Raw genomic sequence first — 15,936 nt, 5'->3', positions numbered from 1 at the left:
GAGTCATAGTCGCAAGAAGGAGAAGCGCATGCAGATTGCCGGTAGCTCAGCGATCGTCGTCGGGGGCGCAGGCGGACTGGGTGAGGCGACGGTGCGCCGACTGCAGGGCGCCGGCGCCAAGGTGGTCGTCGCCGACCTCGCCGACGAGAAGGGCGAGGCGCTCGAGAAGGAACTCGGGGTGCGGTACGTGCGCACCGACGCGACGTCCGAGGAGTCGGTGAACGCCGCGATCGCCGAAGCCGAAGCGCTCGGCCCGCTGCGCATCTCGGTCGACACCCACGGTGGGCCCGCCAGCGGCGGCCGGCTGATCGGCAAGGACGGCTCGCCGCTCGACCTCGACGGGTTCAAGAAGACCATCGAGTTCTACCTCACCGCGGTGTTCAACGTGATGCGCCTGAGTGCGGCGGCGATCGCGAAGTCGGAGCCGCTGGACGAGGGTGGCCGCGGCGTGATCGTCAACACCGCCTCGATCGCCGGTTACGAGGGGCAGATCGGCCAGCTGCCCTACTCGGCGGCCAAGGGTGGGGTGCTCGGGATGACGCTGGTGGCCGCCCGCGACCTGTCACCGTTGGGCATCCGGGTCTGCACGATCGCGCCCGGCACCATCAACACCCCCGCCTACGGGAAGGCCGCCGACCAGCTCGAGCAGTACTGGGCTCCCCAGGTGCCGTTCCCCAAGCGCATGGGCCGCTCGACGGAGTACGCGCAACTGGCGCAGAGCATCATCGAGAACGACTACCTCAACGGCGAGATCATCCGACTCGACGGAGCGTTGCGGTTCCCGCCCAAGTGAACTCGCTGGAGGGCCGCGTGGCCTTCGTCGCCGGTGCCAGCCGCGGCATCGGTGCGACAGTCGCGAAAGCCCTTGCCGCCGAGGGGGCCGCCGTCGCGGTCGCCGCGCGGTCCGAGCAGCCGGGCAGGCTGCCGGGCACCATCGGATCGGTGGCCGACGCCATCACCGCCTCCGGCGGTCGCGCGCTCCCGGTGGCCTGCGACGTCACCGACGAGTCGTCGGTGGAAGCCGCGGTGGCCGAGACCGTTTCGGCGTTCGGCGGTATCGACGTCCTGGTCGCCAACGCCGGGGTGCTGTGGCTCGGACCCATCGAGTCGACGCCGTTGAAGCGGTGGCAGCGGTGTCTCGATGTCAACCTCACCGGGGTCTTCCTGGTGACCAGGGCGGTGATCCCACACGTGCGGGCCCGCGGCGGCGGGTCGCTGATCGCGGTGACGACCACCGGCGTGACGATGGTCGATCAGGGCGCGAACGCGTACTGGGTGTCCAAGGCCGCCGCCGAACGGCTCTATCTCGGCCTGGCGGCGGACCTGCGGGCCGACAACATCGCGGTCAACTGCCTGAGCCCCTCGCGCGTCGTCCTCACCGAGGGCTGGCAGGCCGGCGGCGCCGGGATGGAGATCCCGCCGGAGATGGTCGAACCTCCGGAGGCGATGGCCCGCGCGGCGGTACTGCTGGCGTCCCAGGATGCCGGCGGTATCACCGGAACGATCCAGCGCTCCGAAGAGATGGCGCACTGAGCGTCGAGTCTGCGTCCAGGGCGGAGAAGTTCGAGTAGCGACCGCCCTGGGCGCAGAGTCGACTCAGATTCTCAGTTCTTCTTGGCGTTCAGCTTCGCGACGATGGTGCGGAAGTCCTCGGTGAGGAACGACTGCTCCTCTGCGGTGTTGGCGTAGTCGAGGCTCGCGAGCACGGCCCGTTCGAGGTGGATGTTGAGCAACCGCTTCGTCGCCTCCAGCGCCTGGCGCGGCATCTGCATCATCTTCTCGGCACAGGCGATCGCCTCGGCGAGCGGATCCTCGACGATGTGGTTGGCCAGGCCCAGCTCGGCCGCGCGCTGCGCCGGGATGCGCGTCCCCGTCATGGCGAATTCCTTCGCCAGCAGCAGGCTGATGTGCAGCGGCCACGTCAGCGGACCGCCGTCGGCCGCGACCAGACCCACCTGGACGTGCGGATCGGCGAAGTACGCCGTGGGCGCCATGTAGACGATGTCGCTGAGCGCGACCAGGCTGCAGCCCAGGCCGACGGCCGGCCCGTTCACCGCGGCCACCACCGGGATCCGGGTCCGGCACATGCCCAGCACGATCTCCCGGCCGTGCAGGATGGTCTTGCGCCGCAGCTGCGCATCCCCGGCCAACTCCTCGAGGTAGGCGAAGTCGCCACCGGCCGAGAACGCCCGTCCCGCACCGGTGATCACTGCCGCCCGGGCGTCGAGATCCTCGTTGAGACGCGGCCACAATTGCGCCAGACCGCAGTGCAGATCGTCGTTGACGGCGTTGAGGGCATCCGGGCGGTTGAGCGTGATGATCCGCAGCGGACCGTCCGCGGTGACCTGGATCTCGTCAGGCATGTCGTACATACGTCACTCCTCTGCTCTTCGCGCGAGCGCTCATCGCGTCCCCAATCCGAGGATGCGTTGAGCGATGATGTTCTTCTGGATCTGCGACGTACCACCCATCACGCTCTGGGCCCTGCTGTACATGTACGCGCCGAAGAGTTCCTCGTCCGACGTGCCGACGGTCTTGAGCGCGGCGTGACCGACGGACTGCTCGGTCCAGGTCATCAGCAACTTGTCGAGCGATCCCTGCGGCCCGTGGGTGATGCCGTCCAGCTGTTCGGACAACCGCCGTCGCACGTGCAGTCGCAACATCTCGGTCTGCACCCACGCCCACAGGAGTTCCTCGTTCGGTGCACCGTCAACCCGAGATGCCATCTGGCGCACGGTCTTTCCGTATCGGGCGGAGAACCCGAGCGTCGACGGCTCACGTTCGTGGCTGACGACCGTCATCGCCAGCTTCCAACCCTCCCCCGGTGCGCCGACCATGTTCTCGGCGGGAACCCGAGCGCCGTCGAAACTGACCTGGCCGAACTCCTTGGTCACACCGCTGATCATCTGCAGCGGCCGCTGCTCGATCCCCGGCTGGTGCATGGTGACGATGAACGCCGAGATGCCTTTGTGTTTGGGCACGTCCTTCTCCGTGCGGGCCAGCACCAGACACCAGTCGGCGACATCGGAGTAGCTGGTCCAGATCTTGTGTCCATGGATGAGGTACTCGTCGCCGTCACGGACCGCGGTGGTCGTCAAGGACGCCAGATCCGATCCCGCGCCGGGCTCGGAGAAGCCCTGGCACCACCGCTCGGTGCCGTTGATCATGCCGGGCAGGAAGCGCTGTCGCAGTTCCTCGCTGCCGTGGTGGCTGAGGCCGACGACGAGGTAGCCGAGACTCGGCCGCGCCGGCGCACCGGCCTTGGCGATCTCCTCGTCGACGATCACGTCGTACACCGGCGGCAGATCCTGTCCGCCGTACGCCTTCGGCCAGGAGGTGCCGAAGAAGCCCGCCTGGAACAGTGCCTGGTGCCACTCGCCGGCCTTGGCCCAGTACGCGTCACCGGAGGTGGGGAACTTGCCCTTCTGTTCGGTCAGCCACGCGCGCAACCGATCCCGGAAGGCGGCTTCCTCGGGGGAATCACGAAAGTCCAATGGTCAACTCCTCCAGCTTCGCAGGCCACATCTCGGTGGCGGCGAGCACCCGGCGCAGGTAGACGTGCGCCAGGCATTCCCACGTGTTACCGATGCCGCCGTGCACCTGAATCGACGTTTCACACACGGTCATCGCCGCCCGCGCGCAGTAGATCTTGGCGATCCGGGCCGCCTCGATCGCCTCGCGGACCGGTAGTTCGTCGACGGCCCAGGCCGCGTGCCGGGCGACACTGATCGAACCCTCGATCAGGGCCAGGCCCTCGGCGAGCAGGTGCGCGACCGCCTGGTACGAGCCGATCGCCGATCCGTACTGCTCGCGCACTTTGGCGTATTCGGTGGCCAACGAATGGGTTCCGCGCGCCGCGCCGACCAGGTCGCCGGTCGTCGCGGCCAGTGCGAGTGCGTACCAGCGTCCCGAATCCTCGTCGGACAGCTCCGCGAGCTCGACCGGCGACTCGACCGCTCCGACAAGGCTTCCGGTGAGGTCGACCGATGGCGTGGCGGCCGCTGCGGCCGAGATCGCACGACCGAGCCTGCGCTGCAGATCGTCGGCGAGCACCGGACCCAGGAACGGCACGTCGACCAGCCCGCGGCCGAACTCCTCCGCCACGATCGCGACCTCCACCGCCGAGGCGCCGTCGGACCGCAGGGTGCGGAACCCGGTGGCGTCGACCGCCTTCTCGAGCCTCCCGACCCGCGCCTGGTCTTCGAGGTCGGCCACCGAACCGGGGCCGAGTTCGGCCGCCACTTCGGCTGCGGCGTCACGCAATTGCTGTTGTTCAGACGTCAGACGTACGTCCATGCTGCTCCTTCAACACTCGGCGCAGGACCTTCCCGGACGGTAGTCGCGGAATCGCCGCGACGAACACCACCCGGCTCGGTCGCTTGTACGACGCGAGCGTCCCGGCGACGAGTTCGGTCAACTCGTCGGCGGACACGCCGCTGTTCGTGGTGACCGCGGCCACGACGGCCTCGCCGTCGGTCGGGTGGGGCTCACCGAACACCGCGCAGTCCTCCACCGCGGGATGGCCGTGCAGCACCGCTTCGACCTCGGCAGGCGCCACCTGGAAACCCCGAACCTTGATCATCTCCTTGGAGCGGTCGGTGATGCGCAGCCAGCCATCGGCGTCGAGGCGTCCGACGTCACCGGTGCGGTACCAGCCGTCGGCGAACGCCGCCGCCGTCGCCTCCCGCGGCAGATAGCCGGCCATGACCGAATCCGACCGCACCTGGATCTCCCCGACCTGGTCCGGGCCCAGTGGCGTCCCGTCCTCGAGCGACACGACGCGCACCCGGACCCCGGGCACCGGCCTCCCGACCGTGTCCAGGCGCGCACCGGTGATGGGATTGGCTGCGATGACCGGCAATTCGGTGGTGCCATAGGCGGCCACCCACTCGACTCCGGTGCGGCGGGTGACGTCGTCGGCGACGCTCTTGGTGACCGGGGTGGCACACCACATGATGTAACGCAGCGACGACAGGTCGTAGCTCTCCAGCTTCGGGTGCGCGGCCAGCGCCAGCGCGATGGGCGCGACGGCCATCTCGACGGTGATCCGGTCGGACTCGATGTGGTGCAGCATCGTGTCGATGTCGAAGCGCGGGTGCAGCCGGATCCAGGTGCCCGTCTCCAGCGCCATGACGATGTTGAGCAGACCGAGGATGTGCGACGGCGGCGTCATGATCTGCATCCGGTCGGACGAGGACAGTTCCAGGGCGTCGCGCCAGTGCCGGACCGCGACGGCGAACGCCCGGTGCGTGTGCCGGACCGCCTTGGGCATACCGGTCGTGCCGGAGCTGAACACGAACAGCGCATCGGAGTCCGGTGCGACGTCGTCGAACTCGCGGCACCCCGGCGTGATCGGTTCGTCGAGGTGCAGCATGGGCATCTGCTCGGCCAGCACCGGATGGTCACCGACCGCGTGGCTGGGGCGCGTCAGCTCCAGGGCGTGCGCGACCTCCGCGCGCTTCCACGCGGGGCTGATCAGGACCGCGGCGGCGCCCAGGTTCCAGATCCCGCGCAGTGCGGCAACGAACTCCGGCCGGTTCGACGACATCATGGCCACCCGGTCGCCCGCGCGGACACCGCGCTGCTCCAGGGCGGTCGCCATACCGCTGGCCAGGGCGTCGAGCTCAGCCAGGGAGTATTCGCGATCCCCGAATGCGAGTGCGGCAGAGTCCGTCACGTGTCGGCCATCGCTCACCGCCGCCGGACCCTCCTGAACGAAGTAATCTCCACTTGAGAACAGCCTATCATTTCGGGAGAATAGAGTTCTCCATATATCAGAATCACCATGCTCAAGGAGTCATATGACGGCCGAACCGATGCCCGCGGCGCCCGCCGGCGGGGCCGGTGCCGAGGTCACCATCGTGCTCGACCGCAAGACGCTGTCCGTGGCCCAGGTGCCCGGGGAGACGCTGCTGGAGAGCGCCCGCCGGGCGGGGATGGCGCCGCCGTTCTCCTGCGAGGCGGGCAATTGTGGGACCTGCATCGCCAAGCTCACCGAGGGCACCGCCACCATGCGGGTCAACGACGCGCTGGACGACGACGAGGTGGCCGACGGATATGTGCTGACCTGCCAGGCGGTCCCGGACACCGCCCGAGTCGCGGTCACCTACGACGACTGACCGGTGGCCGCCTCCGGACGTGGCGGCGGCGGACGGTAGTCGGGCTGATACCCGGCGATGCGGATCGGACTGCCGACCAAGCGGAACTCGCCTGCGGTCACCAGCGCCTCCGGCGTCTCCGCCAGCGCGTCGGGCAATCCGCGCACGGCCGCGGCCGGGATGCCCAGCGGGCGCAGCCGCGCCTCCCACCCCTTGGCGGTGTCGCGGGCCAGCGCCCCGGTCACGAGGGCGAGCACCTCGTCGCGCCGCGCGGCCCGCTCGGCCATGGTGGGGAATCCCTCGATACCGGCCTCGTCGGCGAACAGCCGCCAGAACCCGTCGTGGGTGACGAACAACGCCAGGTAGCCGTCGGCGGTCGGAAACAGTTGCGCCGGAACGTAGAACGAGTGCGCACCGTTGGGATGGCGGCGCGGTTCCACCCCGTCGTTGAGGTACGCCGACGCACGGTAGTTCAGCTGCGAGAGCATCACGTCGCGCAGCGACACGTCCACCTGTCCGCCCCGCCCGGAGACGATCATCGCAAGCAGGCCGAGGGCGGCGGTCAGCCCGGTCGAGTTGTCGGCCGACGAGTAGCCCGGCAGCGTCGGCGGTCCGTCGGGATCGCCGGTCATCGCCGCCACCCCGGTGGCCGCCTGGATCACGTAGTCGAACGCCGGATCGTCCCCGCCGTCCAACCCGAATCCCGTCAACGCCACGCACACGATCTTCTCGTTGAAGCGCCGCAGGTTCTCATAGGTGAGGCCGAGCCGGCGGATCACCGACGGTTTCATGTTCACCAGCAACGCATGGGATTCCGCGACCAGCTCGCCGAGCCGTCGCTGCCCCTCCGCGGACTGCAGGTCCAGACAGACGCTGTTCTTGTTGCGGTTGAGGCTGGCGAAGTAGCTGTCGCCGACCTGACGCGAGATCTCGCCGCCGGGCGGCTCGACCTTCGTCACCTCGGCACCGAGGTCGGCGAGCATCATCGTCGCGTACGGGCCGGCGAGCATCACGCCGACCTCGAGGATGCGGATACCGGCCAGCGGTGCGATCACCGCACCTGCTTCGCGAGCTCGGCGATCACCTCACGGGTGCGGTACTTCGAGGCGATCAGCTCGTCGCGGGTCTCCCCGATCGGCAGCAGGCGCACGGACAGATCGGTGACACCGGCGTCGGCGAACTGCTTGAACCGGGCCAGGATGGACTCCTCGTCACCCGCGGCACACAGATCGCCGACATTGCGGGCGTCGCCGCGGTCGAGCAGTCGCTGGTAGTTCGGCGAGGTCTCGGCCTCGGCGAGGATGCGATTGGCCCGGTCCTTGGCCGCGTCGATCTCGGAGTTCGCGCACAGGCATACCGGGATGCCCGCGACAATGCGCGGGGCGGGCCGGCCTGCGTCGGCCGCGGCCTTGGTGATCTTCGGCGCGATGTGCTCGCCGATCGCCTTCTCGTCGGCCATCCACAGCACCGTACCGTCGGCGAGTTCCCCGGCGATCTGCAGCATCACCGGACCGAGGGCGGCCACCAGCACCGGCATGGGTGGATCTGCCGACAACACAGTCGGATTGTGCACCGTGAAGGTGTCGTTCTCGACGTCGACGTCGCCGGGACCGGCCAGTGCCGAGTTGAGCACCTCGAGGTAGTCGCGGGTGTAGGCCGCGGGCTTCTCGTAGGGCAGCCCGAGCATGTCCCGCACGATCCAGTGGTGCGAGGGGCCGACCCCGAGTGCGAGCCGGCCGGCGGCCATGGCGTGCACCGAGAGCGCCTGTCGCGCAAGCGCGATCGGATGCTGCGCCTGCAGGGGCACCACGGCGGTGCCGAGTTCGATGCGGGTGGTGTGCGCGGCCATCAGCGCGACCATCGTCAGGCAGTCGAAGTCGTTGGGCACCTGTGGCATCCAGGCGGTGTCCATCCCCGCCGATTCCGCCCATTCGATGTCGGACACCAGCTTGGTGACCTTGCGGGCCATGTCGCCGCGTTCGGCGCCGATCATCACACCGAGTCTCATGTCAGCCCTCCTCCGCCGAACGTGCGGTCAGCGCGAGAATTCGGCCGAAAACTCGCGGCAGGCGCACGTTCAGCGAGCGCCCGCTCACTGCGTCACCTCGCCGGTCAGCTTGCGGACCTCCGTGACCAGCGTCTCCAGCGGTGTGCCGGTCGGGAACACCGCAGCCGCACCGGCTTCGAGCAGCTTCGGCACATCGGCCTGCGGGATGGTGCCGCCGACCACCACGGCGATGTCGCCGGCGTCGGCCGCGCGCAGGGCCTCGACGGTGCGCCGGGTCAGGGCCAGGTGGGCGCCGGAGAGGATGGACAGTCCGACCAGCGACACGTCCTCCTGCAGCGCGATCGACACGATGTCCTCGATGCGCTGGCGGATTCCGGTGTAGATGACCTCGAATCCGGCGTCCCGCAGCGTGCGGGCGACGATCTTGGCGCCCCGGTCATGGCCGTCGAGGCCGGGTTTGGCGACGAGTACACGAGTAGGCATCTAGAACACCCCCCTTCTAAAAGACCACTGGCTGCTGGAATTCGCCCCACACCGCTTTGAGCGCCGAGACCATCTCGCCGACGGTGCAGTAGGCGTTCGCGCAGTCGATCAGTTTGTGCATCAGGTTGTCGTCACCCTCGGCCGCCCGCGACAGCGCCGCCAGCGCGGCCGCCACCGCGTCGGCGTCGCGGTCCGCCTTGACCTTCGACAGCCGTTTGAGCTGCAGGTCGCGGCCCTCGGCGTCGAGTTCGTAGGTGTCGATGTCCGGCGGCGGTTCGTCGGTCACGAACTTGTTCACCCCGACCACGGGCCGCTCCCCCGACTCGACCTCCTGGTGGACCTTGTACGCCTCGTCGGCGATGAGGCCCTGCAGGTAGCCGTCTTCGATCGCGCGGACCATGCCGCCGTGAGTCTCGAGGTCGTGCATGATCTCGATGATCTTGGCCTCGGTGGCGTCGGTCAGCGCCTCGACGAAGTACGAGCCACCGAGCGGGTCGGCCACCCGGGTCACCCCGGTCTCGTAGGCCAGGATCTGCTGGGTGCGCAGCGCCAGCGTCGCTGACTCCTCGCTGGGCAGCGCGAACGGTTCGTCCCATGCGGCGGTGAACATCGACTGCACACCGCCGAGCACCGACGCCATCGCCTCATAAGCGATCCGCACGACGTTGTTCTGGGCCTGCGGCGCGTACAGGGACGCCCCGCCGGACACACAGCCGAACCGGAACATCGACGCCTTGTCGCTGGTCGACCCGTAGCGCTCACGCACGATCGTGGCCCAACGCCGCCGTCCCGCACGGTATTTGGCGATCTCCTCGAAGAAGTCGCCGTGGGTGTAGAAGAAGAACGAGATCTGCGGCGCGAACTTGTCGATGGACATCCGTCCGCGCTCGACGACGGTGTCGCAGTAGGTGACGCCGTCGGCGAGGGTGAACGCCATCTCCTGCACCGCGTTCGCGCCGGCGTCGCGGAAGTGCGCCCCTGCCACCGAGATCGCGTTGAACCGCGGCACCTCCGCGGCGCAGAACTCGATGGTGTCGGCGATCAGGCGCAGCGACGGCTCCGGCGGCCAGATCCAGGTGCCGCGGGAGGCGTACTCCTTGAGGATGTCGTTCTGGATGGTGCCGGTGAGCTTCTCCCGAGGCACGCCGGCCTTCTCCGCGGCGGCGACGTAGAACGCCAGCAGGATCGCCGCGGTGCCGTTGATGGTGAAGCTGGTGCTGATCTTGTCCAGCGGGATGCCGTCGAACAGGATCTCCGCGTCGGCCAGGGTGTCGACGGCGACGCCGACCCGGCCGACCTCCTCGCCGTACTCGGGGTCGTCGGAGTCGTAGCCGCACTGGGTCGGCAGATCCAGGGCCACGGACAGGCCGGTGCCGCCCTGGTCCAACAGGTAGCGGTAGCGGCGATTCGACTCCTCCGCCGTGCCGAAACCGGAATACTGCCGGAAGGTCCACAACTTGCCGCGGTATCCCGACGCGAAGTTTCCGCGTGTGAAGGGATAGGTGCCGGGCGCGGGGGGTTCGCCGTCCCGATCGCCCGGCCCGTAGACGGGCTCGAGCGGGAGGCCCGAGGAAGTCTGCACGAGGTCGCTCATCAGTGGATAACGTACTTGCAAAAAATGAGAATGCCAATACCGCATTCGGGAAGGCCGTGGCGTCGACGCGTGTCCGGCACCCGTCGGCGCGTGTGGTCGCGCCCCGTGGCACCCCCGCGCCCACCTGCACCGGCCCATGCGACAGAATCACCGGATACGGCACTTGCAGAAAATGAGAATGCCAATACCATCGAGTTGAGTCGAGGAGGCCCATGCCCAGCGAACAAGGGGTGCCCAGCCAACGGCCGTTGACTGATCGCACCCTGGTGGTGTCCGGCGGAAGCCGCGGGATCGGTCTGGCCATCGCGATCGGTGCGGCCCGTCAGGGCGCCAACGTCGTGCTGCTGGCCAAGACCGGCGAACCGCACCCCAAGCTGCCCGGGACCGTGCACACCGCGGTCGCCGACGTCGAGGCCGCGGGTGGCAAGGCCGTCGCGGTCGTCGGTGACGTGCGCAAGGAGGAGGACGTCGCACGCGCTGTGGCCACCGCGGTCGAGCACTTCGGGGGCATCGATGTCTGCGTCAACAACGCCAGCGCCATCGCCACCGAACCGACCGAACAGCTGTCGGCCAAGAAGTTCGACCTGATGATGGACATCAACCTCCGCGGCACCTTCCTGCTCACCAAAGCCTGCCTGCCGCACCTGCGGGAGTCGGCCAACCCGCACGTGCTCACGCTCGCGCCGCCGCTCAACATGAGCCCCCACTGGCTGGGCGCGCACCCGTCGTACACGCTGTCGAAGTACGGGATGACGCTGCTGTCGCTCGGTTGGGCCGCCGAGTACTCCGACGCCGGGATCGCGTTCAACTGCCTGTGGCCCGAGACCTACATCGCCACTTCGGCGGTGGCCAACATCGGCGCGGATGCGCTCGAGACCGCGCGCGATCCGCAGATCATGGCCGACGCGGCGGTCGAGGTCCTGTCCCGGCCCGCGCGCGAGACCACCGGCCAGTGCTTCATCGACTCCGACGTCCTCGCCTCGGCCGGGGTGAGCGACCTGTCGCGCTACGGTGGCGGGGACAACCCCACCCTCGACATCTTCGTCGACAAGGCACTGGACAAGTCATGAGTATCTCGCTGCTGCTCGAGATGTCGGTCTCGGCCGACCCGGACCGGACCGCCGTCGTCTCCGACGAACTGCGGTTGTCCGTCGCCGAGTTGTCCGCACTCGCCGACGGCGGCGCAGGCGTCATCGCAGGTTCCGGCGCCGCGCACGTCGCCTACGTGGGAACCGGCGGAGCGCTGCTGCCGCTGCTGCTGTTCGCCTCGGCCAGGGCCGCGATCCCGTTCACCCCGCTCAACTACCGGCTCAGCCGCGACGGCCTGCACGAACTCATCGCGCGACTCCCCGACGCCCTGGTGATCGCCGACCCGGAGTACCGCGACGTCGTCGAGGGCGCGGGCAGGCAGGTCATGGACTCCCAGGAGTTCCTCGCCGCCGCGAGGACCGCCGAGCCCGCCGCGGAGTTCGCCGACCCCGACGCGGTGGCCGTCGTGCTGTTCACCTCGGGCACCACGTCACGCCCCAAGGCCGTCGAGCTGACCCACAACAACCTCACCAGCTACGTGACCGGCACGGTCGAATTCGCCTCGGCCGCACCGGATGACGCCGCGCTGATCTGCGTACCGCCCTACCACATCGCCGGCGTCGGCGCCGCCATGTCGAACCTGTACGCGGGCCGGAAGATGGTGTATCTGAGGCACTTCGACGCCCGCGAGTGGATCCGGCTGGTCAGCACCGAAGGCGTCACCACCGCCACCGTCGTGCCCACCATGCTCGACCGCATCGTGTCTGCGCTGTCCGAGCAGAAGGTGGCGCTACCCACGTTGCGCAACCTGGCCTACGGCGGTTCCAAGGTGGCCCTGCCGCTGGTGCGCCAGGCGCTCGAACTGCTGCCCGACGTCGGCTTCGTCAACGCCTACGGGCTCACCGAGACCAGTTCCACCATCGCCGTGCTCGGGCCCGACGACCACCGTGCCGCACTCGCCTCCGACGACGGGGAGGTGGCGCGCCGACTCGGCTCGGTGGGCCAGATCGTGCCCGGCATCGAGGTGCAGATCCGCGGCGACGACGGCACCGTGCTCGGCCCCGGCGAGACCGGTGAGCTGTTCGTCCGCGGCGACCAGGTCTCGGGCCGCTACACCGACATCGGCTCCGTGCTCGATGCGGACGGCTGGTTCCCCACCAAAGACGTCGCGTCCCTCGACGCCGACGGATATCTGTTCATCGGCGGCCGGTCCGACGACACGATCATCCGAGGCGGGGAGAACATCGCGCCCGCCGAGATCGAGGACGTGCTCGTCGAACACCCCGACGTCCGCGACGTCGCCGTCGTGGGGCCCGAGGATCCGCAGTGGGGGCAGATCATCGTGGCCGTGGTGGTGCCGGCGCCCGGCGCCGCCCCCGACGCCGACGATCTGCGGGCACACGTGCGCAGGCATCTGCGCGGCTCCCGCACCCCCGACCGGGTGGTGTTCCGGGCCGAACTGCCCACGAACGCCACCGGCAAGGTGCTGCGCCGCGAACTGATCCAAGAACTCCAAGCCGCAGCCGACGAGCCCGAGAAGGAGCCCGCATGATCAAGAACGGCACCCGCCTGCAGAGCCAGGTGTGCGACACCCAGGTGATCGTGGTGCGCAGCGCCGACAGCCTCGACGACCTGCGCGCCGGCGGCGTGCCGATGGTGCCGCTGGACGGCCAGAAGTCGGCCGACGCGGCGCTGGATCCGGCGCTGTCCGACGGCAACGTGATGGGCAAGCGCTACGTCGACGACGGCGGCGCCGAGGTGCTGGTCACCAAGGCCGGCGCGGGCACGCTGTCCATCGGCACCACCCCGCTGAACCTCAAAGAGGCCAAGCCGCTTCCCGCCAGCGACTGACCGACCGCGCGGTGCGTGCCCGGTACACCACGGGTCTGGCCGCCGCGTTCCTGCTGACGGCCGCCGAGGTCACCGCGATCGTCCTCTCGCTGGGCGTCGAGAACGTCGTGGGGACCCGCGCACTGCTCACCGTCGGCAACCTGATCGCGGTGGGCGCCCTCATCGTTGCCGGCATCCTGATCACCACGGTGGGCGGTGTCGCCGCCCTGGCGCCGGCATTCCGCCGACAGGCCGACGGCGCCCCCGCGTCCACCGGTGCGACGAACGTCACCGCGAGACTGTCCGCGGTCCTCCTGGCGCCGTGGGGCGTGGCGGCCGGCGTGCTGATCGCCCTCAACGCCGGCACGGGCACCGAAACCCTGCTCGTGATCGCCACCGCCGCAATGTTCGGCGGCACCGCCACGGTGTGCACGGGGTTCCTGTTCACCCAGCGCCCGCTGCGCCCGCTGGTGTCGGTGCTCACGACGGAGAGACAACACGCCGAGCCGGTGCCCGGGGTGCGCGGGCGGCTGATCTTCATGTGGACCGTGTGCACGGCGCTGCCCGGCGCGGGCATCGTCACGCTGGTCGCGATGCGCCGCCTCGGCTGGCTGGTGGGCGACGCCGCGTCGATCGAACTACCGGTGCTGGTGCTCGCACTCGTCGCGGTGCTGCTCGGCCTGCGGACCCTGATCGTGGTGTCCCGGTCGATCTCGGACCCGGTCCACGATGTGGTCGAGGCGATGGGTGAGATCGAGCGCGGCGAGGCCGGGCGCCTGGTCGACGTCTACGACCGGTCCGAGATCGGGCATCTGCAGAGTGGGTTCAACCGGATGGTCACCGGGCTGAACGAGCGCGACCGGCTGCGCGACCTGTTCGGCCGCCACGTCGGACCGGAGGTCGTGCGCCGTGCCGAAGAGGCCACCGGTGGGCAGGGCGACGTACGCGAGGCGGCGATACTCTTCGTCGATCTCGTGGGGTCCACGCGGCTGGCCACCGGTCGGGACCCGCAGCGGGTCGCCGAACTGCTCAACGACTTCTTCCGGATCGTCGTCGCCGCGGTCGACGACCACCACGGGCTGATCAACAAATTCCAGGGCGATGCCGCGCTCGCGGTGTTCGGTGCGCCGCTGGCCATCGACCGCCCCGCCGACGCGGCCCTGGCGACCGCCCGCACCCTGGCCGATGAGTTGCGCAGCAGACCATTGGATTTCGGCATCGGCGTCTCGGCCGGACCGGTGTTCGCCGGAAACATCGGTGGCGAGAACCGCTACGAGTACACGGTGGTCGGCGACCCGGTCAACGAAGCCGCCCGACTCGCCGACCACGCGAAGGCCTCCGATGCCCGGGTGTTGTGCTCCGGTGCGGTCATCGAGCGCACGGATCCGGGCGAACGCCGCCACTGGGCCGCCCAGGGTGAGGTGCTGCTGCGCGGCCGGGTGGACCCGACGCCGATCTTCGCCCCGCTGGACCGGCAGTCCGCGGGTTAGTTCCGCACAAGATCGGGAATGCACCGTCCCAGCAGTGCCCGGGGTGGACGAATCGATCGAGGAGCAGCCATGGCCGCCATCGACGGACAACGGGAGGCCGACCCGCTCGCGGTGCGGCGCGCGGTGCGGGGCGCCGCCATCGGCAACACCGTCGAGTGGTTCGACTTCGCGATCTACGGCTTCCTGGCCACCTACATCGCGAAGACGTTCTTCCCCACCGCGGATGACACCGCCGCCCTGCTGAACACCTTCGCCGTCTTCGCGGCCGCATTCTTCATGCGGCCGCTCGGCGGATTCTTCTTCGGACCGCTCGGCGACCGGATCGGCCGCCAACGCGTGCTGGCCCTGGTCATCCTGCTGATGTCGGCCTCCACCTTCGCGATCGGCCTGCTGCCGAGCTATGACGCCATCGGCGTCGCCGCACCGTTGTTGCTGCTCGTTCTCCGGTGCGTGCAGGGCTTCTCGGCCGGCGGCGAATACGGCAGCGGCGCTTGTTATCTCGCTGAGTTCGCGCCGAACCGGCACCGCGGGTTCGTCGTCAGTTTCCTGGTCTGGTCGGTGGTCGTCGGCTTCCTGCTCGGCTCGGTGACCGTCACGGCGCTCGAGACGGCGCTGAGCGAGTCCGCGATGGACTCCTACGGGTGGCGTATCCCGTTCCTCATCGCGGGCGTGCTGGGCGGCGTCGGCCTCTACATCCGGTTGCGGCTCGGTGACACACCGGATTTCGAGGAGCTCAAGGAGTCCGGAGAGGTGTCCAGCTCGCCGCTCAAGGATGCGGTGACCACCTCGTGGAAGCCGATCCTGCAGATCGCCGGCCTCGTCATCATCCACAACGTCGGCTTCTACACCGTCTTCACGTACCTGCCGAGCTACATGACCGAGACGCTCGACTTCACCAAGACCGACGCGTTCCTCTCGATCACCGTGGCCAGCGTTGTCGGGCTGGTGCTCATCCTCCCGCTCGGCGCGCTGTCGGACCGCGTCGGCCGCAAACCACTGCTGATCGCCGGCGCCGTGGGGTTCGCCGTTCTGGCCTATCCGTTGTTCGCGCTGTTCAACACCGGGTCGTTGCTCGGCGCCATCGCCGGACATGCCGGCCTGTCCGCGCTCGAGGCGGTGTTCGTGGCGGCTTCACTGGCCGCGGGCGCGGAGTTGTTCGCGACCCGGGTGCGCTCCAGCGGCTACTCGATCGGCTACAACACGTCGGTGGCGCTGTTCGGCGGCACCGCACCGTACGTCGCGACCTGGCTCACCGACCGCACCGGGAACGAACTCGCCCCCGCCTACTACGTGATCGTCGCCGCCGTCATCTCGCTGGCCACCATCCTGACCATGCGCGAAAGCGCCAATCGTCCACTGCGCATGCGGGTCTGAGGCACACGCGAGAACCCTTGCCGGGCCGCC

General features: G+C 69.1%; 16 protein-coding genes. 8 read left to right on the top strand and 8 right to left on the bottom strand.

Annotation, left to right across the window (positions count from 1 at the left end):
* The first annotated feature begins 28 nt into the window (after positions 1-28).
* A complete protein-coding gene (locus AU196_RS14710; RefSeq protein WP_059095820.1) occupies positions 29-793 on the top strand; it encodes an SDR family NAD(P)-dependent oxidoreductase in 765 nt (254 codons plus the stop codon).
* Positions 790-1,533, top strand: coding sequence for an SDR family NAD(P)-dependent oxidoreductase (locus tag AU196_RS14705; RefSeq protein WP_059095819.1), 744 nt, complete (start codon positions 790-792; stop codon positions 1,531-1,533). Before AU196_RS14710 ends, AU196_RS14705 begins: the two co-directional genes overlap by 4 nt.
* Positions 1,534-1,604: 71 nt before the next feature.
* On the opposite strand, the gene AU196_RS14700 is transcribed toward AU196_RS14705, so the two are convergent.
* From AU196_RS14700 to AU196_RS14685, 4 genes are read right to left on the bottom strand one after another with little or no spacing between them, the layout of a single operon-like run.
* The gene (locus tag AU196_RS14700; protein ID WP_059095818.1) at positions 1,605-2,372 is read right to left on the bottom strand and encodes an enoyl-CoA hydratase/isomerase family protein; all 768 of its coding nucleotides are present in this window, start codon (positions 2,370-2,372) and stop codon (positions 1,605-1,607) included.
* A 30-nt stretch (positions 2,373-2,402) separates the two neighbouring features.
* Positions 2,403-3,494 carry an acyl-CoA dehydrogenase family protein gene (locus AU196_RS14695; RefSeq protein WP_059095817.1) on the bottom strand — a complete coding sequence of 364 codons (1,092 nt, stop codon included), beginning with the start codon at positions 3,492-3,494 and terminating at the stop codon, positions 2,403-2,405.
* Positions 3,481-4,296 (bottom strand): acyl-CoA dehydrogenase family protein, encoded by an 816-nt coding sequence (locus AU196_RS14690; RefSeq protein ID WP_059095816.1) that lies wholly within the window; start codon positions 4,294-4,296, stop codon positions 3,481-3,483. The genes AU196_RS14695 and AU196_RS14690 overlap by 14 nt, the downstream gene beginning before the upstream one ends.
* On the bottom strand, positions 4,274-5,677 hold the full coding sequence (locus tag AU196_RS14685; protein ID WP_197415797.1) for a class I adenylate-forming enzyme family protein: 1,404 nt from the start codon (positions 5,675-5,677) through the stop codon (positions 4,274-4,276). The genes AU196_RS14690 and AU196_RS14685 overlap by 23 nt, the downstream gene beginning before the upstream one ends.
* Positions 5,678-5,801: 124 nt before the next feature.
* Between AU196_RS14685 and AU196_RS14680 the strand changes: the two genes are divergently transcribed.
* The gene (locus AU196_RS14680) at positions 5,802-6,119 is read left to right on the top strand and encodes a 2Fe-2S iron-sulfur cluster-binding protein (protein WP_059095814.1); all 318 of its coding nucleotides are present in this window, start codon (positions 5,802-5,804) and stop codon (positions 6,117-6,119) included.
* Here the strand turns inward: AU196_RS14680 and AU196_RS14675 are convergent.
* The 4 genes from AU196_RS14675 to AU196_RS14660 form a co-directional block, all read right to left on the bottom strand.
* Positions 6,107-7,153, bottom strand: coding sequence for a CaiB/BaiF CoA transferase family protein (locus AU196_RS14675; RefSeq protein ID WP_082695724.1), 1,047 nt, complete (start codon positions 7,151-7,153; stop codon positions 6,107-6,109). The two genes, AU196_RS14680 and AU196_RS14675, sit on opposite strands and share 13 nt — an antisense overlap.
* Positions 7,150-8,106 (bottom strand): LLM class F420-dependent oxidoreductase, encoded by a 957-nt coding sequence (locus AU196_RS14670; RefSeq protein WP_059095813.1) that lies wholly within the window; start codon positions 8,104-8,106, stop codon positions 7,150-7,152. The genes AU196_RS14675 and AU196_RS14670 overlap by 4 nt, the downstream gene beginning before the upstream one ends.
* Before the next feature lie 84 nt (positions 8,107-8,190).
* Positions 8,191-8,589 (bottom strand): cobalamin B12-binding domain-containing protein, encoded by a 399-nt coding sequence (locus AU196_RS14665; RefSeq protein WP_059095812.1) that lies wholly within the window; start codon positions 8,587-8,589, stop codon positions 8,191-8,193.
* A gap of 16 nt (positions 8,590-8,605) precedes the next feature.
* The gene (locus AU196_RS14660; RefSeq protein ID WP_059095811.1) at positions 8,606-10,183 is read right to left on the bottom strand and encodes a methylmalonyl-CoA mutase family protein; all 1,578 of its coding nucleotides are present in this window, start codon (positions 10,181-10,183) and stop codon (positions 8,606-8,608) included.
* 212 nt (positions 10,184-10,395) lie between these two features.
* On the opposite strand from AU196_RS14660, the gene AU196_RS14655 reads away from it, so the two are divergent.
* From AU196_RS14655 to AU196_RS14635, 5 genes are all read left to right on the top strand, one after another.
* Positions 10,396-11,253, top strand: a complete 858-nt coding sequence (locus AU196_RS14655; RefSeq protein WP_059095810.1) for an SDR family oxidoreductase — start codon at positions 10,396-10,398, stop codon at positions 11,251-11,253.
* Complete coding sequence (locus AU196_RS14650; RefSeq protein ID WP_059095809.1) at positions 11,250-12,764, top strand: class I adenylate-forming enzyme family protein; 1,515 nt, start codon at positions 11,250-11,252, stop codon at positions 12,762-12,764. The genes AU196_RS14655 and AU196_RS14650 overlap by 4 nt, the downstream gene beginning before the upstream one ends.
* Positions 12,761-13,063, top strand: coding sequence for a hypothetical protein (locus tag AU196_RS14645; protein WP_059095808.1), 303 nt, complete (start codon positions 12,761-12,763; stop codon positions 13,061-13,063). The genes AU196_RS14650 and AU196_RS14645 overlap by 4 nt, the downstream gene beginning before the upstream one ends.
* A gap of 11 nt (positions 13,064-13,074) precedes the next feature.
* Positions 13,075-14,532: an adenylate/guanylate cyclase domain-containing protein gene (locus tag AU196_RS14640; RefSeq protein WP_059095807.1), complete on the top strand. Its 1,458-nt coding sequence runs from the start codon at positions 13,075-13,077 to the stop codon at positions 14,530-14,532.
* Between the two features lie 69 nt (positions 14,533-14,601).
* Positions 14,602-15,906, top strand: coding sequence for an MFS transporter (locus tag AU196_RS14635; protein WP_059095806.1), 1,305 nt, complete (start codon positions 14,602-14,604; stop codon positions 15,904-15,906).
* Positions 15,907-15,936: the final 30 nt, after the last annotated feature.

It is taken from the genome of Mycobacterium sp. IS-1742, assembly GCF_001500125.1.
GTDB lineage: Bacteria > Actinomycetota > Actinomycetes > Mycobacteriales > Mycobacteriaceae > Mycobacterium.
Note: the sequence above shows the minus strand (reverse complement) of the source record. Positions and strands in the feature narration are given on the sequence as shown.